Annotated in this window: 25 protein-coding genes; 12 read left to right on the forward strand and 13 right to left on the reverse strand. The window is 41.2% G+C overall.

All coding sequences use genetic code 11. The features are described from left to right. Positions 1-98: 98 nt before the first annotated feature. The 9 genes from rraB to H5203_RS07300 form a co-directional block, all read right to left on the reverse strand. The gene (gene rraB, locus H5203_RS07260) at positions 99-434 is read right to left on the reverse strand and encodes a ribonuclease E inhibitor RraB (RefSeq protein ID WP_064667208.1); all 336 of its coding nucleotides are present in this window, start codon (positions 432-434) and stop codon (positions 99-101) included. Next, a complete protein-coding gene (locus tag H5203_RS07265; RefSeq protein ID WP_145234973.1) occupies positions 434-1,147 on the reverse strand; it encodes a 1-acylglycerol-3-phosphate O-acyltransferase in 714 nt (237 codons plus the stop codon). Before H5203_RS07265 ends, rraB begins: the two co-directional genes overlap by 1 nt. Positions 1,148-1,304: 157 nt before the next feature. Continuing rightward, positions 1,305-3,596: a DNA topoisomerase IV subunit A gene (gene parC / locus H5203_RS07270; protein ID WP_145234971.1), complete on the reverse strand. Its 2,292-nt coding sequence runs from the start codon at positions 3,594-3,596 to the stop codon at positions 1,305-1,307. Positions 3,597-3,606: 10 nt separating this feature from the next. After that, positions 3,607-4,701 (reverse strand): sorbosone dehydrogenase family protein, encoded by a 1,095-nt coding sequence (locus H5203_RS07275; protein WP_182731349.1) that lies wholly within the window; start codon positions 4,699-4,701, stop codon positions 3,607-3,609. Positions 4,702-5,021: 320 nt separating this feature from the next. After that, positions 5,022-6,911 (reverse strand): DNA topoisomerase IV subunit B, encoded by a 1,890-nt coding sequence (gene parE, locus H5203_RS07280; protein ID WP_145234966.1) that lies wholly within the window; start codon positions 6,909-6,911, stop codon positions 5,022-5,024. A gap of 31 nt (positions 6,912-6,942) precedes the next feature. Further along, entirely contained in the window at positions 6,943-7,503 is a 561-nt protein-coding gene (locus H5203_RS07285) for a YqiA/YcfP family alpha/beta fold hydrolase (protein ID WP_182819535.1), read from the reverse strand. After that, the gene (locus H5203_RS07290; RefSeq protein WP_182819553.1) at positions 7,488-8,279 is read right to left on the reverse strand and encodes a metallophosphoesterase; all 792 of its coding nucleotides are present in this window, start codon (positions 8,277-8,279) and stop codon (positions 7,488-7,490) included. The genes H5203_RS07285 and H5203_RS07290 overlap by 16 nt, the downstream gene beginning before the upstream one ends. Then, positions 8,266-8,724 carry a DUF1249 domain-containing protein gene (locus H5203_RS07295; protein WP_145234962.1) on the reverse strand — a complete coding sequence of 153 codons (459 nt, stop codon included), beginning with the start codon at positions 8,722-8,724 and terminating at the stop codon, positions 8,266-8,268. Before H5203_RS07295 ends, H5203_RS07290 begins: the two co-directional genes overlap by 14 nt. Positions 8,725-8,768: 44 nt before the next feature. Next, entirely contained in the window at positions 8,769-9,398 is a 630-nt protein-coding gene (locus H5203_RS07300) for an NUDIX domain-containing protein (RefSeq protein ID WP_145234960.1), read from the reverse strand. A gap of 178 nt (positions 9,399-9,576) precedes the next feature. Between H5203_RS07300 and tolC the strand changes: the two genes are divergently transcribed. The 3 genes from tolC (at position 9,577) to H5203_RS07315 (ending at position 12,580) form a co-directional block, all read left to right on the forward strand. Beyond that, on the forward strand, positions 9,577-10,920 hold the full coding sequence (gene tolC, locus H5203_RS07305) for an outer membrane channel protein TolC (RefSeq protein ID WP_182731346.1): 1,344 nt from the start codon (positions 9,577-9,579) through the stop codon (positions 10,918-10,920). Between the two features lie 106 nt (positions 10,921-11,026). After that, the gene (lpxL, locus tag H5203_RS07310) at positions 11,027-11,953 is read left to right on the forward strand and encodes an LpxL/LpxP family Kdo(2)-lipid IV(A) lauroyl/palmitoleoyl acyltransferase (protein ID WP_145234954.1); all 927 of its coding nucleotides are present in this window, start codon (positions 11,027-11,029) and stop codon (positions 11,951-11,953) included. A gap of 54 nt (positions 11,954-12,007) precedes the next feature. Beyond that, positions 12,008-12,580: a TcpQ domain-containing protein gene (locus tag H5203_RS07315; RefSeq protein ID WP_182819536.1), complete on the forward strand. Its 573-nt coding sequence runs from the start codon at positions 12,008-12,010 to the stop codon at positions 12,578-12,580. On the opposite strand, the gene glnE is transcribed toward H5203_RS07315, so the two are convergent. After that, positions 12,577-15,375: a bifunctional [glutamate--ammonia ligase]-adenylyl-L-tyrosine phosphorylase/[glutamate--ammonia-ligase] adenylyltransferase gene (gene glnE, locus H5203_RS07320; RefSeq protein ID WP_145234950.1), complete on the reverse strand. Its 2,799-nt coding sequence runs from the start codon at positions 15,373-15,375 to the stop codon at positions 12,577-12,579. The genes H5203_RS07315 and glnE overlap by 4 nt on opposite strands. A 73-nt stretch (positions 15,376-15,448) precedes the next feature. Between glnE and H5203_RS07325 the strand changes: the two genes are divergently transcribed. The 6 genes from H5203_RS07325 to ruvX all read left to right on the forward strand — a co-directional run bounded on the left by H5203_RS07325 (position 15,449) and on the right by ruvX (position 19,762). Continuing rightward, positions 15,449-16,342 (forward strand): hypothetical protein, encoded by an 894-nt coding sequence (locus H5203_RS07325; RefSeq protein ID WP_145234948.1) that lies wholly within the window; start codon positions 15,449-15,451, stop codon positions 16,340-16,342. Positions 16,343-16,372: 30 nt separating this feature from the next. Continuing rightward, on the forward strand, positions 16,373-16,846 hold the full coding sequence (locus H5203_RS07330; protein ID WP_145234946.1) for a hypothetical protein: 474 nt from the start codon (positions 16,373-16,375) through the stop codon (positions 16,844-16,846). Between the two features lie 105 nt (positions 16,847-16,951). Beyond that, positions 16,952-17,686 carry a 16S rRNA (uracil(1498)-N(3))-methyltransferase gene (gene rsmE / locus H5203_RS07335; protein WP_145234944.1) on the forward strand — a complete coding sequence of 245 codons (735 nt, stop codon included), beginning with the start codon at positions 16,952-16,954 and terminating at the stop codon, positions 17,684-17,686. 54 nt (positions 17,687-17,740) lie between these two features. After that, complete coding sequence (gshB, locus tag H5203_RS07340) at positions 17,741-18,694, forward strand: glutathione synthase (protein ID WP_145234942.1); 954 nt, start codon at positions 17,741-17,743, stop codon at positions 18,692-18,694. A gap of 27 nt (positions 18,695-18,721) precedes the next feature. Beyond that, positions 18,722-19,279, forward strand: a complete 558-nt coding sequence (locus H5203_RS07345; RefSeq protein ID WP_145234940.1) for a YqgE/AlgH family protein — start codon at positions 18,722-18,724, stop codon at positions 19,277-19,279. Positions 19,280-19,315: 36 nt separating this feature from the next. Further along, a complete protein-coding gene (gene ruvX, locus H5203_RS07350) occupies positions 19,316-19,762 on the forward strand; it encodes a Holliday junction resolvase RuvX (RefSeq protein ID WP_145234938.1) in 447 nt (148 codons plus the stop codon). Here ruvX and H5203_RS07355 read toward each other — a convergent pair. From H5203_RS07355 to H5203_RS07365, 3 genes are read right to left on the reverse strand one after another with little or no spacing between them, the layout of a single operon-like run. Further along, positions 19,725-20,636: a hypothetical protein gene (locus tag H5203_RS07355; RefSeq protein WP_145234935.1), complete on the reverse strand. Its 912-nt coding sequence runs from the start codon at positions 20,634-20,636 to the stop codon at positions 19,725-19,727. The two genes, ruvX and H5203_RS07355, sit on opposite strands and share 38 nt — an antisense overlap. 1 nt (position 20,637) lies before the next feature. Then, positions 20,638-21,768, reverse strand: coding sequence for a PilT/PilU family type 4a pilus ATPase (locus tag H5203_RS07360; protein ID WP_145234933.1), 1,131 nt, complete (start codon positions 21,766-21,768; stop codon positions 20,638-20,640). Positions 21,769-21,787: 19 nt separating this feature from the next. Beyond that, on the reverse strand, positions 21,788-22,828 hold the full coding sequence (locus H5203_RS07365) for a type IV pilus twitching motility protein PilT (protein ID WP_145234931.1): 1,041 nt from the start codon (positions 22,826-22,828) through the stop codon (positions 21,788-21,790). A gap of 2 nt (positions 22,829-22,830) precedes the next feature. Here H5203_RS07365 and H5203_RS07370 point away from each other — a divergent pair, with 2 nt between their 5' ends. The 3 genes from H5203_RS07370 to H5203_RS07380 are packed head-to-tail and all read left to right on the forward strand — an operon-like array spanning position 22,831 to position 24,972. After that, positions 22,831-23,544, forward strand: a complete 714-nt coding sequence (locus H5203_RS07370) for a YggS family pyridoxal phosphate-dependent enzyme (RefSeq protein WP_145234929.1) — start codon at positions 22,831-22,833, stop codon at positions 23,542-23,544. 15 nt (positions 23,545-23,559) lie between these two features. Further along, positions 23,560-24,381, forward strand: coding sequence for a pyrroline-5-carboxylate reductase (gene proC / locus H5203_RS07375; protein ID WP_182731342.1), 822 nt, complete (start codon positions 23,560-23,562; stop codon positions 24,379-24,381). A 57-nt stretch (positions 24,382-24,438) separates the two neighbouring features. Further along, positions 24,439-24,972 carry a YggT family protein gene (locus H5203_RS07380; protein ID WP_145234925.1) on the forward strand — a complete coding sequence of 178 codons (534 nt, stop codon included), beginning with the start codon at positions 24,439-24,441 and terminating at the stop codon, positions 24,970-24,972.

Here is a 24,972-nt window from a genome sequence, read left to right on the forward strand (position 1 = left end):
ACTAGGAAATGGCGAGTTGGCGAGTTGGCGAGTTGGCGAGTCAATAATAGGTATGAATTACACTAGGTCCTAGTGGTTAGGACCTAGTGGATAACATATTACTCTTGAAAGTAAGTGCCCCAGCCGTCGTATTCTACGTCGGTGTCGATCGCAAGTTGTGCTAGTTTATCAACATCTTCCATTATTACGTCAACATCTAACTCAGCTTCAACAACGATGTCAAAGCCCCAAATCTTACTGCCGTCTTCAAGCTCAAGTTCTGCAGGCTCTTCAACATCATAGCCTAGTTTAAACGCAGCTAGTGCAGCTTGCTCAAGCTTGACAAAGTCTTCGCAAACAAAGTGATGTTCTACTTCGTATAAGATCTCAGGATCAGAACCATCTTCTAATAACGAAGTTACAATGTCTTCACTAATTTCACGCCAATTTTCCATTACTTTTCTCTCACTTGAGCATCTAATTCAGTTATTCTAGCAGCCATTTTGCTATGAATACGCTTTGCGTGTTCACGTGCTCCAATCGTTTTATCAAGTGGCTCTGGCGCTAACATGTCTATGTAGATTATACCATTGTCCCAGCGATTTAGCTTAATGGTTTTATATGTTGTGCTCATACATACAGGTACTACAGGTACATCCGCATTTAAAGCCGTGTGAAATGCACCTGTTTTAAATGGTAATAAGCCACGTCCGTAACTGCGGGTTCCCTCTGGGAAAATCCACACTGACAAGCCTTTTTGTTTGATTTTATCGGCCGATTTAGTGATCGTGCTAGCCGCTTTAGAACGATTTCCCCGATCAATTAAAATATTGCCCGAAAGCCAATATAGCTGTCCAAAAAATGGGATCCACTTAAGACTTTTTTTACCTAAACTGACACAGTTTTTTGGTACCGCCGCCGGTAAAGTGAAAATATCGTAATTATTTTGATGGTTTGCAACATACACTGCAGGGCCACAATTTTGCGCGTCAGGATGGCGTGTAATAACCACGTTTACACCAAGCATTTTAGCCACTGTACCAAACCAACTTGAAATAATATGTACATTATTTATATGAAAAGGTTTTACTAAACAAAGGAGTAAACCAAATACACAGCTTAATAAAATAAACAATGCCATAATAACAATACGAATAATAGCTAACAAAGAAAACGCTCCAAAAATAATAACGCCAGCATTATAGCGTTATTTTTGCCGCTAAACGAGTGTTTAGCGAACACATGTAAGCTTAAAATAATTTTCTGCTTTAAAAACAAACGACCTGCAATAACAGGCCGTTTTATTCATAGATATAAAAAAATACTTACTCGGTTTCTGTCGGCTCAATATCATCATCAATCGCCGTCAGCTCTACAACCGCTTCATCGACACGCTGTAAACCACGCGGTAGTTTGTTACCTCGACGGCCACGCTCGCCATGATAGTGCTCCAAATCAGTAGGTTTAAGAGTCAGTTTACGCTTACCTGCATGCAAGGTAACACTGGTACCTTCAGGCACCACTGCCAGCACTTTAACAAACTCTTCACGCGCTTGTACTTTGGCACTTGGGATAGAGATTATCTTGTTACCCTTACCTTTACCTAGTTTTGGTAAATCACGTAATGGGAATAACAACATCCGGCCCTCATTAGATATCGCCATACAGTAATCGTTAGCAACATCATTAACCCGAATTGGCGCTAATAATTGCCCACCTTTAGGCACACTGACCAGGGCTTTACCGTTTTTGTTTTTACTTACTAGATCTACAAAATCAGTAATAAAACCATAACCTGCATCTGATGCCATTAACAACACTTGTTTGTCTTCGCCCATCACTACATGCTCAAAATTAGCACCTGCAGTAAGGTTAAACCGACCTGTCATTGGTTCACCTTGGCTTCGTGCCGACGGTAACCCATGCGCATCAGTGGCAAATGCACGCCCAGCAGAATCTAAGAACACCGCAGGTTGGTTACTCTTACCACGCGCAGAGGCTTTATATGCATCGCCAGCCCGGTAACTGAGCCCTTCAACATCTAAATCATGGCCTTTACCAACACGCGCCCAACCTTTTTCAGACAACACAACGGTTACTGATTCTGATGGGATTAAATCTTTTTCGCTTAATGCTTTAGCTTCAAGACGTTCGACAATCGGTGAACGGCGCTCATCACCATACAGCTCTGCTGCTTCTTGAATCTCTTTTTTTAGTAACGTCGACATACGACGTTCAGAGCCTAAAGTCAGCTGTAATTTATCGCGTTCTTTGGCAAGCTCATCTTGCTCACCTCGAATTTTAAACTCTTCAAGTTTCGCTAAATGACGTAGTTTTAATTCAAGGATTGCTTCGGCTTGGATGTCTGTAATACCAAAGCGTTCCATTAACACAGGCTTTGGCTTGTCTTCGCTACGAATAATCTCAATAACTTCATCAATATTTAAAAAGGCTGCAAGTAAACCTTCTAAAATATGTAAACGAGCCAATACTTTATCTAAACGATATTGCAGGCGACGGCGCACTGTTTCACGACGGAACACCAGCCACTCAGTTAAAATGGTTCGTAAATCTTTTACCTGCGGACGGCCATCAAGGCCAAGCATATTGATATTAACGCGGTAATTTTTTTCCAAGTCCGTAGTGGCAAATAAATGAGCCATTAACGGCTCCACTTTAATGCGATTAGAACGCGGAATGATGACAATCCGGGTTGGATTTTCATGATCTGATTCGTCACGTAAATCAGCGACCATAGGCAGCTTTTTGGCATTCATTTGCGCTGCGATTTGCTCAAGTACTTTACCACCAGAACATTGATGTGGCAGTGCAGTAATGACAATATCGCCGTGCTCCTCTGTATAAATAGCGCGCATTTTTATCGAACCACGGCCGGTTTGATAAATTTTACGAATATCCGCTTTTGAAGTGATTATTTCAGCTTCAGTTGGGTAATCGGGAGCTTGTACATGCTCAAGCAATTGATCTAACTCAGCTTTAGGGTTATCCAACAGCAAACAACAGGCACTGGCTACTTCGCGCACGTTGTGTGGCGGAATGTCAGTTGCCATACCGACTGCAATACCCGTAATACCATTGAGTAAAATATGTGGTAAGCGTGATGGTAATACTTGTGGTTCATCCATTGTGCCATCAAAGTTTGGCGTCCAATCAACAGTTCCTTGGCCAAGTTCTTTTAACAGTACTTCTGAGAACTTAGATAAACGCGCTTCGGTATAACGCATTGCCGCAAATGACTTTGGATCATCTGCAGCCCCCCAGTTCCCTTGCCCATCAACTAATGGGTAACGATAAGAAAATGGTTGTGCCATTAACACCATCGCTTCATAACAGGCGCTATCACCATGAGGATGATACTTACCGAGTACATCACCAACGGTACGGGCTGACTTTTTATACTTAGCCGTTGCCGATAAACCCAGTTCACTCATGGCGTAAATAATACGACGTTGTACTGGTTTTAGACCATCGCCAATATGTGGCAATGCCCTATCCATGATCACATACATGGAATAATTCAAATAGGCGTCTTCAGTAAAACGCCCCATTGTTTGTTGCTCAATTCCTTGCAATAGCAAGGTATCTGTATCACTCATCAAAGCCTACCTAATTTTTTTTATAGCTTACACGGTAGATCACATTGGCATAATCATCGGAGATCAATAAGCTGCCATCGGCAAGTTCTGCAAAAGCAACCGGACGACCCAATGTTTCTTCGTTTTTCATAAAGCCCGTAATAAACGGCGTGTATTTTATCACACGTCCTTGCTCAATAGTGGCAACTGCCACTTTATATCCAGATTTTTTACTGCGGTTCCACGAGCCATGTTCAGCAACAAATAATTGCTGCTTATAAGTAGCAGGAAATTGTTTACCTTGATAAAAATGAATCCCTAATGGAGCAACATGCGCACCCAAAGCTAAAGCTGGGGCACTGTAATCGGCAATATTTTTACCTTTACCAAATTCAGGATCTAAGATGGCACCTGCATGCACATAGGGAAAACCAAAATGTTCACCTTCGGTTGTTAAGCGGTTTAGTTCATCCGGTGGAAGATCATCCCCCATCATATCTCGGCCATTATCACTAAACCACATAGCCTGGGTGCTAGGATGAAAGTCAAAACCAACAGAGTTACGCACACCTTGTGCTAACGTGGTCATTTGTTTGGTGTTTACATCCAATGAAAATATTCGCCCATAGCGCTCATCTTCGCCGCAAATATTACAAGGTACACCCACAGGAATGATTAACTCGCCAGTTGGTGAAAAGCGTAAGAACTTCCAACCGTGGTGACTTTCTGTCGGTAATGCGTCGTATACCACTTCATATTTAGGTGCTTTTAATTGTGTATCAATATTCTTGAAGCGGATAATACGTTGTACTTCAGCAACATACAGGTCGCCATCTTTGATTGCTAAACCCGATGGCATAGTTAAACCACTGGCCACCAGTATTTGTTTATCAGCAACCCCATCACTATTGTGATCAATAAGTGCATATACGTTTCCCGCTCTGCGCGAGCCAACATAGACAATACCTTTTTTAGATACTGCTAATTGCCGTGCATTTTCTACATCACTGGCAAATATGCTTACAGTAAAACCATTAGGAACACTGAGTTCTTTAAGGATTTCTTTTGCTGCTAAGGACGGGCTTAGCAAGCCTAAAGTTAGTAGAGAAACTAGTAATTTATTCATCGATTTTACCCTATTTGGCCATGCTGCTTCGCTGCATATAACGCTTAATCTGCTTTCTATTAAAAATCTTTGAGCGACGTTTTTTCACCACAGCAAACTTGCCATGACTTAGAACTCACCGCGAACACTGATTATACGAGCTTTAATTAAGTAATCAGGACTTTGATTACATAGTCGTTTGTCAGCAAATACCAATTGCATTAAATTAGTGAGTTATTTTACCTTAGGGGGATATAACTCACTAAATAATCATGTTTTTAATAAATTGGTATAAATCGAGTTACAGCTTTATACGATACAAGTACAAACAACTTTAAAAATCACACTTGAGCACGATTACCATGATCTTCTAACCATTGACGACGATCTGATGAGCGCTTTTTCGCCAGCAACATATCCATCATTTCCATGGTTTCCACTTCATCCTCTAAGGTTAGCTGGACTAAGCGGCGAGTATTAGGATCCATGGTCGTTTCGCGTAGTTGCAGTGGGTTCATTTCACCCAAGCCTTTGAAACGCTGTACGTTTACTTTACCGCGTTTTTTCTCTGCTTCAATACGCGCTAGGATGCCGGATTTTTCATCTTCATCAAGGGCATAATAAACATCTTTACCAATGTCGATTCTAAACAACGGTGGCATAGCTACATATACGTGACCCGTTTTCACCAACGTTGGGAAATGACGAACAAATAGTGCACACAACAAAGTCGCAATATGCAGTCCATCGGAGTCAGCATCCGCTAAGATACAAATTTTATTATAGCGTAACGAAGAGATATCAGTTGAGTCAGGGTCGATACCCAGCGCCACAGAAATATCGTGCACCTCTTGTGACGCTAAAATTTGCCCTGATTCAACTTCCCACGTATTCAAAATTTTACCACGTAGTGGCATTATTGCCTGAAACTCACGATCACGTGCTTGTTTAGCTGAGCCACCAGCTGAGTCACCTTCTACTAAAAACAGCTCAGTACGGTCGTTATCTGCAGCGCTACAGTCGGTTAATTTGCCCGGTAATGCGGGGCCTGCGGTAACACGCTTACGCACCACTTTTTTGGCTGCGCGAAGACGTTTTTGTGCATTAGAAATACATAACTCTGACAGTAACTCAGCAGTATCGGTGTGCTCATTTAACCATAAACTGAATGCATCTTTTACCACCCCAGATACAAATGCCGAGCACGAACGAGAAGATAATTTCTCTTTGGTTTGACCAGCAAATTGTGGATCTTGCATTTTCACTGATAAAACGTAGCTACACCGTTCCCAAATATCATCGGGGGTGAGCTTAACGCCACGCGGCAGTAAGTTTCTAAATTCACAAAACTCACGCATAGCCTCAAGTAAACCTTGTCGCAAACCATTTACGTGAGTACCGCCTTGCGCAGTTGGTATTAAGTTAACGTAACTTTCAGCTATCGATTCACCGCCTTCAGGTAACCAAACAACCGCCCAATCAGCACCTTCCGTTGAACTTGAAAACTCACCGGTAAATGGGTCTTTTGGCAGTACTTCGTAACCTTTAACAGCTTCGTTTAAGTAGTCTTTAAGGCCTGTTTCGTAATACCACTCTTGGGTTTCTTTGGTTTGTTTATTAACAAACTTAATACGTAAGCCTGGGCAAAGTACGGCTTTAGCTTTTAATAAATGATGTAATTTAGTCAACGAGAAATTAGCTGAGTCAAAGTAGCTTACATCAGGCCAAAAACGTACAGTTGTACCTGTATTACGTTTACCTACTGTGCCTATAACATGAAGATCTTCAACTTTATCACCGCTTTCAAACGCCATCATGTATTGTTGTGCATCGCGGCGCACAACCACTTCAACGCGCGTTGATAATGCATTAACCACGGAGATCCCTACCCCGTGCAAACCACCTGAAAATTGGTAGTTTTTATTAGAGAACTTGCCACCAGCATGCAGCTTGGTAAAAATCAATTCGACCCCAGGAATACCTTCTTCTGGGTGAATATCGATAGGCATACCACGGCCATCATCGCTAACTTCTAGCGAATTATCTTCATGCAAAATGACATCAATTCTAGTGGCATGTCCGGCCATGGCTTCATCGACACTGTTATCAATAACCTCTTGTCCTAAGTGATTAGGACGGGTGGTGTCGGTGTACATACCAGGACGGCGTTTAACAGGTTCTAACCCATTTAATACTTCAATGGCTTCGGCGTTATAATTTTGCTGACTCATAGTTTTTATCTTTTATGCGCTTAGCTATGTTTTACGTGATTTTAAGAAAATCTACAATACTAGCAATGGAGTCTTCAAAGCCAACAAAGCTATGATCACCACCAAATTCTATCTGTTGCTTGCATTGTGAATAATATTTAACGGCCTGCTGATAATCCAGTACTTCATCACCCGTTTGCTGTAATAAATACAGTAATGATGGGCGCTCTAAGCTAGGTATCGACAGTGATTTTAACGCGTTAATATGACTATTGTTGAGCTCGTAATGGCTATCCTGATAGGGATTATAGTTCGGCCCTAACAAAGAACTCAATAATAAATAAGGCTTAACTGCAGGGTTTATAACCACTGCTGGTAACTGATATTTTTGCGATAAATAAGTGGCGTAAAAACCACCTAAAGAACTGCCAAGTAATACAGTATTTGGCGTTAATAATTGTTCAATTTGAATTATCGCATGAAACGGTTCATGGCTTAGCCGTGGCACACAATAATCAACGTCATAGTGTGCCATATACTCACCAAAGCGGACAGCTTTAAATGAATGTTCGCTGCTATTAAAACCATGAATATAAATTAATCGTTGGGCCACATCAGTTCCGAGTTAATTAATAGTTTTGCACTGTTTGTTGGCTTTGATATTGTCAACAATCGATAACCAGGCCCCGCATTATGTTGCTGCCAGTCATCGGTGTATTTAGTAAACTGCACTGAGCTTGCTGGCGTAGCAAAAATCTCAATACTTCTGAATTTAAATTGATAGTCATTGTGAACATGACCATGAAATAACTGCCTTACTAGCGCGCTATTATGCAATACATTAAGTAATTGCGGGCCATTTTCGAGCATATGCTTGTCTAGGTAACCATTAATAGGTAATGGATTATGGTGGCAAAAAGCCACGCTTGGCGACTGTGAAGTCGCTAATAAATCAGCGAGTTCATTTAAATCGGCTTCGCTTACCCAACCTGCTGGTGTTGGCCCTTTAGAGCTAATTAATAACACTTCAAACCCATCGGCAATTAACCGTTTTGCGCTATTGATTTGACCACCAGAAATACGCTGCATCGCACTGATATCATCATGATTACCTGGCAGCCAAAAGACTGGGCAAGTAAGTGCTGAATCGGCAATCAACTGAGCAAACAACAAATATGATGCAAAACTGTGATCTTGGGTTAAATCGCCACCAAAGATCACGGCGTCTAGTGACTGTTTTGCCATATCTGCAAGCGCGCGAGAAAAGTGCTCAGCGGTATTGACCGCAAAATACTCCCCTTGTGGGTCTGCAAATAAGTGACAATCGGTAATATGTGCTAAGCGCAGCTGAGTATTATTGAACTGCGCCGACTCATCAAACCAGGCCATCATTTATATCCCAGTTAAGTACCGCTCGACCACTTTCAACACACGCCACTAACCAATCATACAAAAACGCATTAAGTTGATATTTTTCATCTTTTTGATGCATTTGCGGATTAGGGTAACCATATGAAGGTTTGATCCTTTGATGGTAATCATGGTGAATTATTTCAGCAACTTTTGCATCGTGATATAAACGCACAGTTAAAAACAGCGGATTAAACCCTTTTAACATACCGGTTAATTGCGTTATTGAAATATCCATCGTGTATTTAGCACAGCCATCAACCTTGATTACAAACTGGTTATTACCCAATTGTACTTGACGTGTATTGCCTTCTTTGCGCTCATTGGGCAACAATTTTAAAGCACGTAAGTAGTTATGCTCACATAACGTCAAGTATTTAGGAAGACTCTGAATATATCGTTGTTTCACTGCAAGTGCTGTCACATTACCGCCATAAAGTTAGAGGTTAAGGGTAGTCTATTACTATTTTAGCTGCGCTGATTATTAATTATACGTTCGCGATTAAGCGCTAACCACTGCAATGAAATTACCGAGGCAGCATTATCTATCTCACCGGTTGCTAAACGCGCCATTGCATCATCAAAACTGAGAATATGCGTTTTAATATCTTCACCTTCAGTTGCAAGTCCATACACGCCACTTTGCAGCTGGCTTAAATCAGTCTTTGCAAGGTAAAGATGTAACCGCTCAGTAGTCCCACCAGGGCTTGACAGATACGATAGCATAAATTCTAATTCACTCAGTACTAAGCCCGCTTCTTCAAATGCTTCGCGCCTAACGACATCTTCATAATTAGTGCTGCCATCGGTCATGCCTGCTATACATTCTAATAACCAAGGTGACTGTTTACTTTTTATCGCGCCAATACGTATTTGTTCGATCAGCAAAATACAGTCTGTTACGGGATCATACGGTAAAACCGCAACAGCGTCACCGCGTTCAAGTATTTCACGGCGGATCGTCGCTGATTGGCCCCCCGCAAATAATGCATGTTCAAACTGATATAAGTTAATCTTAAAAAAACCGTTATAAAGTACCTTTATAGGAGCTATTATAACGTCTTGCTTGGTAAATTTTGTGAGTATTTCATCAGCCATGAAGTTTCCTATTACACATATTATTACTTGAGTTTCAACCTAGATACTTACTATCATGTCCGGGATATTATATTCTGTTACACTTGTTTACGCTGTTTTACGCAAATTTTTTTTTGTTCTTATGTAAAACAGGTTACCATGCTTTTAGAACGTAAATTGTCTAAGGACTGAACGAATAATGAAAAAGAACATTCTTGCTGCGCTGATTGGTATATCTTGCGCATTAACAGCTACAGCGTCAAATGCTGAAGACTTATTACAAGTTTATGAAATTGCCACTGCTAACGATCCTACAGTTTTAAAAGCAAAAGCCCAAGCAAATGCACAAGCTTATAACAGTGACCGTGCGATGAGCGCATTATTGCCACAAATCGGTTTTTCTATGGGGTATGAGAAAACCGATAGCACATCATTTAACGGAACTGATGCGGCAGGATATACCAAGATCGATAGCGATTCAGATACTTTCAGCCGTGGTCTTAGACTAAGCCAAACTCTGTTTGATTTAGGTGCATGGAATTCACTCGGTATTGCAGACAAACAAGCGTTGCAAGCAGCTGCTCAATATGATTTTGCCAAGCAAGACCTAATTGTTCGTGTTGCAGATGGCTATTTCAGCGTATTAAGTTCAATTGATAACTTAGAATTTGTACAATCTGAAAAACGCGCTATTGAACGTCAACTTGAGCAAACCAAACAGCGTTATGCTGTAGGCTTGACGGCAATTACCGATGTGCATGAAGCGCAAGCACAATTTGATAACTCGGTTGCCCGCGAAATCGTTGCCAGAAACGGCGTTGAAACTGCCCGTGAGCAGCTTCGTGAAATTACCGGTAAATATCATGCTAAGCTTGATGTATTAAATACCGAAACATTCTCTACGGTACAACCGACAAAAAAATCACCCGATTACATTAAGCTTGCAGAACAAAATAATTTAAACCTGCAGGTCTCCAAGGTAACGGTTGATATCGCTAAAGATCAAATTGATTTAGCACAAGCAGGCCATTATCCTAAGCTGACTTTAGATGCCAGCTACGGTGATACACTAACTGATAGCAATAGCAACACTGCCCGCCCACGTGGTGATAGTACAAATATTGGCATTAACTTTAGTGTGCCAATATATTCAGGCGGTGCTACTACTGCAGCGACTGAGCAGGCACGTGCTTTTTATGTTGCTGCAAGTGAAGATCTAGAAGCTAGTCTGCGTGGCGTAACCCGCTCGGTGATCACCTCTTATAATCAAGTAGTATCAGATATTGCGACCTTTAAAGCGCTTGAACAAGCCGTAGTTTCTGCTGAAAGTGCATTAAAAGCCACTGAAGCTGGTTTTGAAGTGGGTACTCGTACTATTGTTGACGTACTGGTCAGTACACAAAACTTATTTAACGCCAAACGTAACCTCGCTGATGTACGTTATCGCTACGTTGTATCAACGCTACGCTTAAAACAAGCAGCGGGCACGTTAACAAGTAATGATTTACAAGCCATCAACCAAGGTTTAAAAGAAATCCAATAAAGATAAGCTTAACATTACTCATTTAAAAGCCAGCAACTTGCTGGCTTTTTTGTATTTTTTTATTCATCCAGTTAAACTAGCTACTTTTCGTATGTGAGATATTTCCGTGGTCAACTCTTCTGAATTTAAATGGTCCTTTCTGGGGCCTCGCTATTGGCTTACTTGGCTTGGTGTGTTTATTTTATATACAATATCTTGGTTACCTTCGAAACTACAACTTTGGCTAGGAAGGCAACTTGGCCGTTTGGTGTATCGCACTATGAAAAAACGCCGCCATATTGCCGAAGTAAATATTAAATTGTGCTTTCCTGAAATGCCCGCTGAGCAGCAACGCGCACTGGTCAAACAGAATATGGAAAACACCGGTATTGCGACTCTTGAAACCGGAATGGCATGGTGGTGGCCAAACTGGCGGATAAAACGCGTTTATGGCTCAGTGAAAGGACTTGAGCACTTTGACAGGATCCAACAATCAGGTAAAGGTGTACTGTTACTCGTGCCACACATTCTTCATCTTGAAATGACAAGCCGCATTATGGGGCTCAATCACCAAGGTATTGGCTTCTATCGTCCACATAACAACCCGCTAATGGAATTTTTTATGACTCGTGGCCGCTTACGTTCCAATGAGTATTTAATTGGCAAGCGCGATGTCAAAGGGTTACTAAAAGCACTTAAGGCTAAAAAGGTTTGTTACTATTTACCAGATCAGGACTACGGTCGTAAACGTTGTGAATTTGCACCATTTTTTGCAGTCAAAGATACAGCAAGTACCACTGGTACATTACTTTTTGCAGCCAGCAAAAATTGCGAAACAGTTAGTTTAACCAGCCGTCGCGATGAACATGGCAAGTATCATTTAGAAATACTGCCAACACTAGATAATTTTCCAAGTGGTGATGATCATGCTGATGTAACACGCGTCAACCAACGTATCGAGCAAGCTGTAAACGTTGCACCAACGCAATATATGTGGCTTCATAGACGTTTTAAAACACGCCCTGATATTGATGCACCTTCTTATTACAAGTGACAACAGCATTGTAATATGCTTTTATTAGTAAATACAAATACAAGAGTATGAGCCATGTGGTTTTGGATTAAGCATTTATCATTAGCTGCTATTTTAATTGCCGCAGCAATTTATTTTTTATTAGGCCATGGTCCAGTCATGGACATGAAAGATACCAAAAATGCGGCTGCGCAAGGTTTATCACGTTTTTATTCATCATTACGCAACCAAGTAAATAAAAGCAATGAACGCGATAAATACGTACTTAAATTAGCTAATCCGGATATAAATATAGATGCGGCGCTGACCGAGCGCGCTAAAGTTGTTGAACCATCCTCACCAAATTGGACTGGTGAATTAATGCCGAGACGCTTTGAAAATGGCTCGACTTTAAAAAAAGTGTTAACTGATTACGCACGCGATGAAGATATCGTTCTGTATTGGTATTTAAGTAAAGACTATGTGATCAAAGAACACTTTAGAGTGGATAGCAATTTTAATTCAACACTTTATCAAGTTGGCCGGGCGATCAATGATGACTTTGAAAACGAAGTTTATACCTTCTTTTGTTTTAAACAGCGAGCAGCCGTGATAACCGAGCTGCCCTCTGAATATGTGCGCGAAAACTGTAAGCGCCTAAGAAGTTAAGCGCTTAACTCAAATATCTGCTGCCATGCTTGTGTAACAAATGCGATGTCTTTCGCAAATTCAGCTTTTGTTACACAACGTCCCTGCTGATCTAGGCTCAACACATGATAACGCGAGCGATAATCAATATAGGCTGTAATAAGCCCTTGCTTGATCTCATCACTAATACAACCAAGCCTTGCTGCATCGGTTAAAATCCTTACGTTGTCTGAGTAAGTAGTTAGTTGCTCTAAGCTATAAGCGTTATCAAGCACTAAATATTGAGTCAGAAACTCAATATCAGCAATGCCGCCAGTATCTTGTTTTAAATCAAACTCAATATCGTTGCCTTTCGCTAAATGTGTGCGCATTTTTTCACGCATGATGATCACATCTTCTTTAAGCTTTTGCGGGTCGCGCTGCTGGCACAAAATGCCTAAGCGAATTTGCGCAAAGCGCTGCTGTAATTCGGGTTGCCCAAAAATCATCCGAGAACGCACTAGCGCTTGATGTTCCCATGTCCAAGCTTGCGTTTGCTGATAGTGGTTAAAGCTCTCAAGATTGATTGCCATTAACCCTGAGGCACCTTCTGGGCGTAACCGCGTATCTAGTTCATATAAAATGCCCGACGCCGTACGAGTATTAAATAAATGCATTAGTCGCTGTGCTAATTTTAAATAAAACTGTCGTGAATCAATCGCTTTAGTGCCATTAGTTTGCTCTGAGCCATCACTATTATGTACAAAGACTAAATCGAGATCAGAATCATAACCCACTTCAAAACCACCGGTTTTACCATAAGCTATTACGGCAAAGCCCTTGTGCTCTTCATCAGTATTGGGCGGAATACCAAAACGCTGCGCCATTTGCTGCCAAGCAAGGTTCACCGCTTGCTCAACTATCGCTTCGGCTAATGCTGTTAAATGATCGCTTACTTTCATTACATCTAACACACCGGTTGCATCAGCGGCAGCAATACGTAGTTGATGGGTTTGTTTAAACTGACGCAGTGCTTCCATTTGCTGTTCTAAGTCTGCGCTATCAATTCGTAAAAAATACTGTCGTATTTCGTCTTTATATGCAGTCAGTGGTGTAGGCTTATACAGCACCGCAGGATCGATAAGCTCATCAAGTAAAATCGGGTAACGCGAAATATGCTCACCAATCCATTTACTATGGCAACACAACGAAACAAGCTGTTTTAACGCGCCTTGGTTTTCAAACAGCAACTCTAAATAGGCTGTTCGTGAAATAACCTTGCTTAATACTTGGCAGATCATACTAAATACGTCACCACTTGCTTGACTGTCTGATAGTTGCTTTAGCATTAATGGCATGAGTTTATCGAGAATATCACGGCCACGATGACCAATTTTAGTTTTCGTTAAGCGGGCTTTAAAATCTTCTAATGGTATTTGCCATGCATCATTTGGGTCGGTTAAAACACTAATATCGGTGTGTTCCCAAGCACTTATAAAAGCACTTTCGCAAGGATCAACAGGCTCACTTTCATAACCAATAACTTGTTCAAATTCACTGTGTATGCCAGCCATAATATCATTTATTTGCGCTAAAGATGCGCTGAAGTCACTCTGCTCTAACAGGTAATTTAATCGTTGTTGGCTCAAGGCATCATCTGGCAATGTTTGCGTTTGTTGATCTGCAAAAATCTGTAAATATTGCTCAACTCGCCTTAAAAACAAATAATTGTGGCGTAATAATTTTGCTTCATCTGCGCCAATAACTTGAATATTTACTAATTCAGCTAACGCTTTTTGTAATGATTGTGTTTGTAAATTGGCTTCACGCCCACCTCGTACCATTTGCAATGCTTGCACCACAAACTCGACCTCACGAATTCCACCAGCGCCTAGTTTTATATTGTTGGTTAAGCGCTTACGGCGTACTTCTTGAGCTATCATTTGCTTCATTTTACGCAGCGATTCAATCACTGAAAAATCGATATAGCGACGATACACAAAAGGCTTTAATAACTGATAAAATTCATCACAATAGCCCGTTTGAGGGCCAATTAAACGTCCTTTGAGCATGGCATAGCGTTCCCACTCACGGCCTTGATCTTGGTAGTAATCTTCCATGGCATTAAAACTCATCACCAAGGGGCCACTTTCACCAAAAGGTCGCAGCCGCATATCGACCCTAAATACTTGTCCATCAACCGTTGTTTGATTAAGTGCGGCAATCAGCTTTTGTGCCACTTTAGTGTAAAACACTTGCGCTTCTAAAGAGCGCCGCCCACCTTGAGTTTTTACACTACGTGGATAAGAAAAAATTAAATCGATATCTGACGAATAGTTAAGTTCTTGGCCACCTAACTTACCCATTCCTAATACCAACATCGCCAGAGGCTGTTGTTGCTCATCGAATGGTTGCCCATTAATCTGAGCAACCTGAGCAAATGCCCAGTTATTGGCACTATCAATTAGCTGATCGGCTAAAGCCGAGATATAGCCAATACTATCGGCTATATCATTGCTGTAACATAAATCTAAACACGCTACTTTTAGCCAATAGCGTTCCCGGTAACGGCGTAAAATTTTATGGCACTGCGCTTCATCAACCTCGGTAAGATTTAAGTCTTGAAATGGGTTAGGACTATCTCGCAAACTCATTTGAGTATCACTGAGCAACATCTCAATTAACTGCGGCTGAGATTGCAGGCAACGCCAGGCGAAGTCACTCAAACCTAACAAATTAATAATTAATTCATTAGCAGGAAGCTCTGGATATAGCTGAAAAAAACGTTCGCTGCCTAAACCATGCAGTGCTGTTGGGAGTTGTTCGCCTGGTGTCATCAAATACTCTCTTTTATATCAGTCGTAACCGTACTAGAATAGTTAACATAATAATAACCACCCTAGGTTCTCAATGTCATATTTATCTTTATCTAACACTAGTTTACTCGCGATTGCTATCTGTTTTATGGTTATTTGTTTAGCTGTTATTTGTTTGCGGGTAGTGAGTCAACTCAAGGCTAAACAAGCATTAAAAGAAGAACTTGCTCAACATGACAATTTTGCTCTAGGAATTAGTTTTGCGTCAGAAATTAGTGTAGTGATCGCGACTGTAGCATTTTTATTTGATGAAATTAGTATCAGTGCAGCCCAATCAAACCCGCTTAAGATGATTGTACTGATAGTTCTGTTGTTTACTTTTATTAAAGTAGGCCACTTGATCCACCGCAAGTGGATCTTGCACCGCTTTAATGAAGAAGCCGCCATACTAAAACAAAATGTCTGTGCCGCTTTGGTAGATTCAGGCATGTTGATCGCTAACTGTATTATTACATTAGGGCTATACAGCTGGTCTCATACCCAAGGGTTTAGCAGCTTACTAATTGCCTTTGTCAGCTTCTTTTTACTGCAAACTATTTTTGCCTTAGACAGTAAATTCCGTGAATATCGCTTTGCTCGCGCCAATCAAGGGGCGTCATTACAAAGTAACTTTAATTTAGAAAACACCTCTATTGGCATTCGTTATGCCGGTAAATCCATTGGCCTTGCATTAGCTATCTATGCGGGTCTTGCCAGTGCCACTTTTCACAGTGGTAAAATGGTTGAGAATTTATTCACATTAGCTTTACATTGCGGAACTATGTGGTTATTACTGTATCTATTAACGACTATAATCAAGTTCATCTCTCTGCCAAACATTGATACTGAGCTTGAAATTGATCATCAGGATAATATTGGAATAGCTTGCATTGAATTTGCTGTTTTCAGCGCTATAGGCTATTTACTAATAAGTATGTTTTCAATTTAATATTGAAAATGACGTAATACGTGGGGCCTTATGCCGTTTGAAGTAAATAACTATCTACTGATCGATAACGACAGTGAATTCAGCCGGCAATTCACTGAACATTATTTTGCTCAGCCACACGGCACCAGTCCAAGTACCCTTGTTGTTGCTGGTGCAAATACCCGTCACTTGGTTAAATTAATGTTTGACCAGTTGATCAAAGATTATTGCTACTGCGACTTTAGTAATGAAATTAGCGTGTCAGAACTGGCGAGTTATTTACATGAACACCATGATATTGCCGGTGTACTATACAATCAAACGGATTATTTATTAGCTGATGATAAACAACGATTTATATTCAATTCTTTACATTCTGTACGGTTTTTAATTAAAGAGATTGATGATGGATACCTGTTTGAACCAGTCACAGACTTAGCACAAAACAATCACTTATCATGTCAAACCGAAATAGCCGAAACACCGCAAAATTTAGACGCATTATGTGAAAAGCTTAATAATTAGTTAAAATAAAACTTAACTAATTATCACTGACTCACAATAAGTATTTGCACCGAAGAGATGACTTACATACCATAACGATATTAGCTATTTTTGTTGAAGGTCATCATGAGAGTTCCTCATATTTATCAAGCAAGTCCTATTGTAATTGCCACTGCACTTCAGTTAGAAGATGATGCAGCAGGCCACATAGGTCGCGTATTACGGATGAAAGTCGGTGAGCATATCTCGTTGTTTAATGGCCAAGGCGGCGAATATCTTTGCGAACTCATTGAAGTAGGAAAAAAATCAGTCGTTGCAATGCCGCTTGAATTTAATGAAAAAGATGTTGAATCACCGCTGAGCATTCACCTAGGCCAAGGGATTTCTCGCGGTGACAAAATGGACTTTACCATTCAAAAGTCTGTTGAATTAGGGATCACTGAAATCACCCCTATTTTCAGTCAACGCTGTGGCGTTAAATTAAGCGCCGAGCGACTTGCAAAAAAACACCAGCAATGGCAAAAAATAGCGATTGCTGCAGCAGAGCAATCTGGTCGTAACCGAATCACCACGATTCATCCACCGATAGACATCAGCCAATGGCTTGCACAAAGCAGTGATGAAATTAAGCTTACCCTACACCCTCGTGCAGAGCACAGTATTAAAACAATCGAAGTACCTAGCGCTGGCGTGCGGTTTTTAGTTGGTCCTGAAGGTGGCTTCACTGATGATGAAATTGCCCAGACCAAACAACAAAATTTTGTTGATATCCGTATCGGTCCACGCGTGCTGCGCACTGAAACTGCCGCTTTGACAGTCTTAAGTGCACTACAGCTACAATTTGGCGATTTAGCTAATTGAAATTAGTAAAACCACCCTCATATCAATAGCAACAGATTCAGTAAGGCAACGAACATGGCAATTAAGTTAGGTATAATTTCAGATCCGATCAGCGGATTCAACATCAAAAAAGACACCGGTTTTGCAATGATGATGCAAGCCCAAAGCCGTGGCTATGAAATTTACTACATGGAAATGAATGATCTTTCATTGCGTAAAGGCAAAGCGTATGCCACAGCCGCAAAAGCAACCGTGTTCGACGATACAAACCATTGGTATGAGCTGGAAGAAAAAGCCAGTATCGCACTTGCTGATTTAGATGTTATTTTAATGCGTAAAGATCCACCGTTTGATACTGAGTACATTTACGCAACCTATATTTTAGAACGCGCCGAACTTGAAGGCACGCTTATTATTAATAAGCCACAAAGCCTGCGTGATGCGAACGAAAAGTTATTCACCGCATGGTTTAGTGAGCATACACCTGACACTTTAGTAACCCGTTGTAAGCACCAGATCCGCGCATTTTTGGCTGAGCATAAAGACATCATTCTAAAACCTTTAGATGGTATGGGTGGCGCCTCTATTTTCCGTGTGACTGAAAATGATGCCAACATTGGGGTTATTTGCGAAACACTCACCGAACACGGTAGCCGTTTTGCCATGGCACAAAACTATATCCCAGAGATCAAACAAGGTGATAAACGCGTATTGGTGGTCGATGGCGAAGTGATCCCATATTGCCTAGCCCGCATTCCACAAAATGGTGAAACACGTGGTAATTTAGCTGTTGGCGGTCGTGGTGAAGCACGCCCAATCAGTGATTCAGATCGTAGAATTGCCGAAGCCGTTGCACCAACATTAAAAGCTAAAGGGCTTATTTTTGTAGGTCTTGATATCATTGGTGATAAGCTAACAGAAATTAATGTTACAGCACCTACTTGCGTAAAAGAAATCGAAGCTGCCTATGATATTTCAATTACTGGGCGCTTATTTGATGCCATAGAAAGAAAACTGAGCCATACTTAAATTTACTAACAATAAAGGGGTATCGTTATGCAATCATTAGAAAATCATTTTTTAATCGCAATGCCATCAATGCAAGACCCTTTTTTTAAACGTGCTGTCGCGTATATTTGTGAGCACAATGAAGACGGGGCTATGGGGCTGGTGATCAACCAGCCGATCAATATTACAGTCGGCGACTTGCTCGACAAAATAGAGATTGATAACGACAAATCCACCCACGCAGCAAGTGTTGCAGTATTTGCTGGAGGACCTGTAAAAACCGATCGTGGTTTTGTACTGCATTCTCCAAAAGCAGGTTATAGCGCAAGCCAAGAACTTAGCAGCGAAATAATGATAACCACATCCAAAGATGTGTTGGCAAGTTTAACCACAGCCCAAGCACCAGAACAGTTTATTATTACACTGGGCTATGCGGGTTGGGAGCAAGGCCAGCTCGAACAAGAGCTACTCGAAAATTCATGGCTAATTATAAAAGCCGATCCTGAGATTATTTTTAACACACCGATAGAGCAACGCTGGGAAAAAGCAGTCGCGACGCTCGGTTTTGATATTAGCCAATTAAGTTCGGAAGCTGGCCACGCATAAGCGTGGTCAACCACAATTTTAAAGCACAGAGATAGCATGACTAAAAAACAACTAAAGCCCAAAGGTGAACGCACCGTGATGGGCTTTGATTTTGGCACCACCAGCATTGGTGTTGCTATCGGCCAAGAACTAACAGGAACCGCATCGAGCCTAAGCGCTATCAAAGCCAAAGATGGTATTCCAAATTGGGATTTTATTAAAAAGCATGTCGATGAGTGGCAACCTGATTTACTGGTGGTTGGATTACCGCTTAATATGGATGGCACAAATCAAGAAGTCACCTTTAAAGCTAAAAAGTTTGCCAACCGCTTACATAATCACTATGGACTGCCTGTAGAGACCCAAGACGAACGTTTAACCACAGCAGATGCAAAAGCACGATTATTTGAGCAAGGCGGTTACCGTAGCTTAGGTAAAGGAAATGTGGATAATATGTCGGCTGTTATTATTTTGGAAAGCTTCTTTGAACAAGCTTACGGGTAAGCGGTAGGTTTATAATAAGCTGCTCACTCAGTTCAGGAATAAATCCAGCTTGGCGATAGGCTTTTTCTATCGCACCTTGTTCTCGTAATATCTTTAAGCCTTTTTGCAACGCTTTAAAAGCCTGAGCGCCATCAGGATGGCGTTTTGATATTACAAAATGACGACTATCATCTAATAATATCAGCACATTAGGTACCGCTTGCAAAACAATATCTTCAAGTACATATTGGTTACCCATCTGTGGCATCAGTGGCATTAACATAAAATCAATCCATTGCATCGATACCATACGCACTTGACTGAGCCATTCATCCTCTGCAACTAGATCTTTTAATGGTAATTGCGATAAAGTTTTCCAATCTGTACGCCAACGCGGCGTAGACACACTAGTTAGTTGATTAAAATCTGACAGGTGCTGCAGCTGAAATACTTTTTTATTGTTTGGAGAAGTAAAAATCCCCGCAAAATACTCGCCTTTACGGATCAGCTCATCGCTGATATACACTTTATCTGCTAGTGATTTGGCATCTTCATACCAATAACTATCAAAGCTGATCAGTAGCTCACCTTTTTCTAACAGTTTGGTATTACGAAAATTAATTTTACCAATTTGATAACTGAAAGTTTTATTAAAGCCCCCCAAGTACAAGGCTTGTTGGGCAATGATCATATCAACTACATCGCGACGTATAAATCGACCACTAAAATCAGTAATATCCTGCGGTGCTCTACCGGCTAAAAAATGTGTGTAATCATAATGCACGTCATCTCGGATAAAAATAGCAATCGATTGATCTGTCGCCATCGCAAAAAATGAGTTACTAACAACATAAAAACTAACTGTTACAAGTAACCATTTTATGCGTTTTTTCATACTACTGACCTTTAGGTTCTAACCCGTCAATTGTTACTCCCTGTAAAAAACCAGCCCCTTGCTGTTCATTATTTCGAAGCTTAATCATCAAACGTAAATCGTTAGGTGAGTCAGCGTGATGCAAAGCATCTGCATAGTTGATACGTTGCTGTTTATAGAGCTCAAATAACGCTTGATCAAAGGTTTGCATACCCATATCTTTCGCTTTAGCCATGGCTTCTTTAATGCCGCCAATGTCGCCTTTTTTGATAAGCTCGCCGATAATCGGGGTATTCAATAAAATTTCGATAGCAGCTACTCGACCATTGCCATCGGCTGTAGGCACTAGTTGTTGTGCTATGATAGCTCGTAAGTTTAAGGATAGATCATATTTTAGCTTATCGTGCTTTTCTTTAGGCACTAAATGCATAATACGGTCAATTGCTTGGTTAGCGTTATTGGCATGTAATGTAGCAACACATAAATGACCGGTTTCAGCAAAACTAAGTGCGTATTCCATGGTCTCTTGCGAACGTATTTCACCAATTAAAATGACATCGGGGGCTTGGCGTAATGAGCTTTTTAACGCCGCCTCAAAACTTTCCGTATCTAAGCCAACTTCACGCTGAGTAATAATACTTTTGCGATGTTCATGGACAAACTCAATCGGGTCTTCAATGGTCAAGATATGCCCACGTTGATTACGATTACGGTAACCTAATAATGCAGCCAACGACGTTGATTTACCGGTGCCAGTACCACCAACAAACAGCACTAAACCACGTTTAGCCATGATCACATCAGTCAATGTCGACGGTAGACCAAGCTCAGCAACATCAGGAATTTGCGTAACAATACGGCGAATAACCATACCCGCGCAATCTCGTTGCCAAAATGCCGAGATCCTAAAGCGCCCTTCATCGGTAGCTATGGCAAAGTTGCACTCTTTAGTATTATGAAACTCTGCTTTTTGTTTTTCACTCATCGCTGATTCAACTAATTGCAGCGACTCTTCGTCTGATATTTTTTCGTCGCCAAGTGCAATTAGCTCGCCATTAATCTTTGCGCTGACTGGCAATTGGCTCGATACGAATAAATCCGAACCTTGCTTTTCAATCATCAAATGTAAAAAGTAATCAAGAGAATGTGTCATTACTGCTCCTTACTCGGGCCTAGCCGCCGAAATTATTTTTATCTTGTGCTTTAGCACGCGCTTCAGCATTGGTAACAACACCGTGATTCACTAAATTGATTAAACACTGATCCATGGTTTGCATACCATGCGATGCGCCAGTTTGAATGGACGAATACATTTGCGCAATTTTATCTTCGCGGATAAGGTTACGGATCGCAGGCACTGCAATCATGATTTCATGTGCTGCGACTCGCCCGCCACCAATTTTTTTCAACAGGGTTTGTGAAATAACTGCGCGTAATGACTCTGAAAGCATTGAGCGGATCATACTTTTTTCTTCACCAGGAAACACATCGATAATACGGTCAATGGTTTTCGGGGCTGACGTAGTATGCAATGTACCAAATACTAAATGGCCGGTTTCAGCAGCAGTCATGGCAAGGCGAATAGTTTCTAAATCACGTAGCTCACCAACCAAAATTACGTCTGGATCTTCACGTAAAGCACTGCGCAATGCATTAGAAAAACTATGCGTATCGCGATGCACTTCACGTTGATTAATCAACGACAGTTTATTGTCGTGCACAAACTCGATGGGATCTTCGATGGTTAAAATATGATGATGCTTGTGTTGATTTATATGATCCACCATCGCAGCCAATGTGGTCGATTTACCAGAGCCTGTAGGTCCTGTTACCAACACTAAACCACGCGGCGTATCTGAGATTGTTTTAAATATATCTGGCGCACCTAAATCATCAAGCGTCAGCACTTCACTGGGAATGGTACGAAATACAGCTGCGGGGCCTCGATTTGAGTTGAAGGCATTAACACGAAAACGTGCTAAGTTTGGCACTTCAAACGAAAAATCCACTTCAAGGTTTTGTTCATAGTCCTTGCGTTGATTATCGTTCATAATATCGTAAACTAGGCTGTTAACATCTTTGTTTTCCAGCGCTGGTATATTAATACGTCGCACATCACCATCAACACGGATCATTGGCGCAACCCCTGATGATAAGTGTAAATCTGATGCTTTGTGCTGCACACTAAAGGCCAACAATTCGGTAATATCCATTTATGACTCCACAACTAACTGATAATTATATGGTTACAATAGCAGAACGACTTAAGTCCGCCTATGCTAGAATTGCCTTAGCGGCAAAAAAATATCATCGTAATGAGCACGATGTCTGCTTGTTGGCAGTATCAAAAACCAAACCTGCTGATTTCATTCTAGCGGCTTATCAACAAGGTCACCGAGAATTTGGTGAATCATACGTTCAAGAGGCTGTTGATAAAATAACCCAATTAGCAAATTATAGCGATATTGTTTGGCATTTCATTGGCCCTATTCAATCAAATAAAACCGCCCTTGTTGCCAGCCACTTTGATTGGGTGCAAAGTATTGAACGTGAAAAAATAGCGCAACGTTTAAACGATCAAAGGCCCGCAGATAAAGCCCCTTTAAAAGTACTGATCCAAGTAAATATCAGCTTAGAGGACTCAAAATCAGGCTGCCACCCCGATAAACTTGCAAGCCTCGCTGAATTTATTCACCATTGCCCGCATTTAGAATTGCGTGGTGTCATGGCAATCCCAGCAAAAACTGACGATCCACAGCAACAAATACAATATTTTGAGCAATTACGTGCTTGCTTTGATAGACTTAAAGCCCAATATCCTCAAATAGACACCCTGTCGATGGGGATGAGTGGTGATGTCGAAGCTGCGATTGCAGCAGGCTCAACCATGGTACGCATCGGCACGGATATTTTTGGCCAACGAAGCTAAGGTGATAACTAAGATATGTCAGATAAAACAATTGCATTCATAGGCACAGGTAATATGAGCTACGCCATTATTGGCGGCATGGTAAAAAAAGGATTTGCTGCATCGAGTATTATTGCAACAAATCGTAACCAAGAAAAACTCGCTAAGGTAGCAGCGGATTTCGGGGTTAAAACCACCGCAGATAATAACCAAGCACTGCGCGATGCCGATGTTATTGTGTTGTCTGTAAAGCCGCAAATGATGGGTGATTTATGTCAATCATTTCAAGATTCGGGTATCGACTTTAGCGATAAGCTATTTATTTCTGTCGCCGCAGGCTTAACGGTTAAGCGGTTACGTGAAATGCTCGGACAAGACGTTAAGATGGTACGTTGTATGCCAAATACCCCGTCTTTATTAGGGCGCGGTGTATCAGGTTTATTTGGTGCTGGCGAAACCGAGCAAGAACACACTTTTGTGCAACAAGTATTTGAATGTACAGGTATTGCGGTATGGGTTGAGCAAGAGTCACAAATTAACGATGTTATTGCTGTTACGGGGTCATCACCGGCTTACTTTTTCTTATTTATGGAAGCCATAGAAGAAAAAGCCAAAGCACTTGGCTTTAGCGGTGAAGACGCACGTCGCTTAGTACAGCAAACAGCATTAGGTGCAGCTGAAATGGCACTATCTCAGCCTGAGATTAGTATTTCACAATTGCGTGCTAATGTGACATCAAAAGGTGGCACCACGCATGCAGCCGTTGAACATTTAAAAGCACACGGTCTGACTAACACTGTCGCCGATGCAATGGATGCCTGTATTGCTCGCGCAGAGCAAATGGAACAAGAACTTTAAAAGCACTTTGCTGCTTTTAGCCCTATTTATGTTTAAGGTTTTTAATTAAGGTACGTTATGAACGCCATGCAATTTTTAATAAGCACACTATTCGATCTATTTTTAATGGTCGTATTAATGCGCTTTTGGCTACAAGCCGCCAAGGCTGATTTTTACAATCCGTTGAGTCAGTTTGTGGTCAAAGCTACTTCATTTGCTGTTAATCCACTGCGTAAAATTATTCCAGGGTTAGGTGGTCTAGACTTAGCTTCGTTATTACTGGCGTTCATTGTCGCTGCTGCAAAAACTACTGCGCTGATATTTTTAGTAGGCGCGACATGGGAAGTTGGATTTGTACTGTTAGATGCGCTAGAAACGGTGATTAAAGAAGGCTTAAACTTATTGTTTTGGGTATTAGTTATTCGCGCGTTATTAAGCTGGGTAAGCCAAGGCAACAATCCAGTAGAAGCGGTATTTCAGCAGCTAACTGAACCAATGTTAAGACCTATTCGTAAAGTGTTACCGCCACTGGGCGGCTTAGATCTATCAATTTTAGTGTTGATTATCGCGCTGCAATTTGCCCAGTTTCTGTTTATGGATTTAGTCGGCTAA

Source organism: Pseudoalteromonas sp. SG41-1 (assembly GCF_014164575.1).
In the GTDB taxonomy this organism is placed as follows: Bacteria; Pseudomonadota; Gammaproteobacteria; order Enterobacterales; family Alteromonadaceae; genus Pseudoalteromonas; species Pseudoalteromonas rhizosphaerae.

What these genes read in the sequence shown, in the direction of transcription:
- parE (WP_145234966.1), bottom strand. Translation starts at nt 6,911, where the DNA reads ATGAGTCAGCAAAATTATAACGCCGAAGCCATTGAAGTATTAAATGGG.
- H5203_RS07330 (WP_145234946.1), top strand. Translation starts at nt 16,373, where the DNA reads ATGCCGTTTGAAGTAAATAACTATCTACTGATCGATAACGACAGTGAA.
- H5203_RS07360 (WP_145234933.1), bottom strand. Translation starts at nt 21,768, where the DNA reads ATGACACATTCTCTTGATTACTTTTTACATTTGATGATTGAAAAGCAA.
- H5203_RS07300 (WP_145234960.1), bottom strand. Translation starts at nt 9,398, where the DNA reads ATGGCTGATGAAATACTCACAAAATTTACCAAGCAAGACGTTATAATA.
- H5203_RS07355 (WP_145234935.1), bottom strand. Translation starts at nt 20,636, where the DNA reads ATGAAAAAACGCATAAAATGGTTACTTGTAACAGTTAGTTTTTATGTT.
- H5203_RS07380 (WP_145234925.1), top strand. Translation starts at nt 24,439, where the DNA reads ATGAACGCCATGCAATTTTTAATAAGCACACTATTCGATCTATTTTTA.
- parC (WP_145234971.1), bottom strand. Translation starts at nt 3,596, where the DNA reads ATGAGTGATACAGATACCTTGCTATTGCAAGGAATTGAGCAACAAACA.
- H5203_RS07370 (WP_145234929.1), top strand. Translation starts at nt 22,831, where the DNA reads ATGACTCCACAACTAACTGATAATTATATGGTTACAATAGCAGAACGA.
- proC (WP_182731342.1), top strand. Translation starts at nt 23,560, where the DNA reads ATGTCAGATAAAACAATTGCATTCATAGGCACAGGTAATATGAGCTAC.
- gshB (WP_145234942.1), top strand. Translation starts at nt 17,741, where the DNA reads ATGGCAATTAAGTTAGGTATAATTTCAGATCCGATCAGCGGATTCAAC.
- H5203_RS07275 (WP_182731349.1), bottom strand. Translation starts at nt 4,701, where the DNA reads ATGAATAAATTACTAGTTTCTCTACTAACTTTAGGCTTGCTAAGCCCG.
- H5203_RS07325 (WP_145234948.1), top strand. Translation starts at nt 15,449, where the DNA reads ATGTCATATTTATCTTTATCTAACACTAGTTTACTCGCGATTGCTATC.
- H5203_RS07365 (WP_145234931.1), bottom strand. Translation starts at nt 22,828, where the DNA reads ATGGATATTACCGAATTGTTGGCCTTTAGTGTGCAGCACAAAGCATCA.
- H5203_RS07345 (WP_145234940.1), top strand. Translation starts at nt 18,722, where the DNA reads ATGCAATCATTAGAAAATCATTTTTTAATCGCAATGCCATCAATGCAA.
- ruvX (WP_145234938.1), top strand. Translation starts at nt 19,316, where the DNA reads ATGACTAAAAAACAACTAAAGCCCAAAGGTGAACGCACCGTGATGGGC.
- tolC (WP_182731346.1), top strand. Translation starts at nt 9,577, where the DNA reads ATGAAAAAGAACATTCTTGCTGCGCTGATTGGTATATCTTGCGCATTA.
- H5203_RS07315 (WP_182819536.1), top strand. Translation starts at nt 12,008, where the DNA reads ATGTGGTTTTGGATTAAGCATTTATCATTAGCTGCTATTTTAATTGCC.
- rsmE (WP_145234944.1), top strand. Translation starts at nt 16,952, where the DNA reads ATGAGAGTTCCTCATATTTATCAAGCAAGTCCTATTGTAATTGCCACT.
- H5203_RS07290 (WP_182819553.1), bottom strand. Translation starts at nt 8,279, where the DNA reads ATGGCCTGGTTTGATGAGTCGGCGCAGTTCAATAATACTCAGCTGCGC.
- rraB (WP_064667208.1), bottom strand. Translation starts at nt 434, where the DNA reads ATGGAAAATTGGCGTGAAATTAGTGAAGACATTGTAACTTCGTTATTA.
- glnE (WP_145234950.1), bottom strand. Translation starts at nt 15,375, where the DNA reads ATGACACCAGGCGAACAACTCCCAACAGCACTGCATGGTTTAGGCAGC.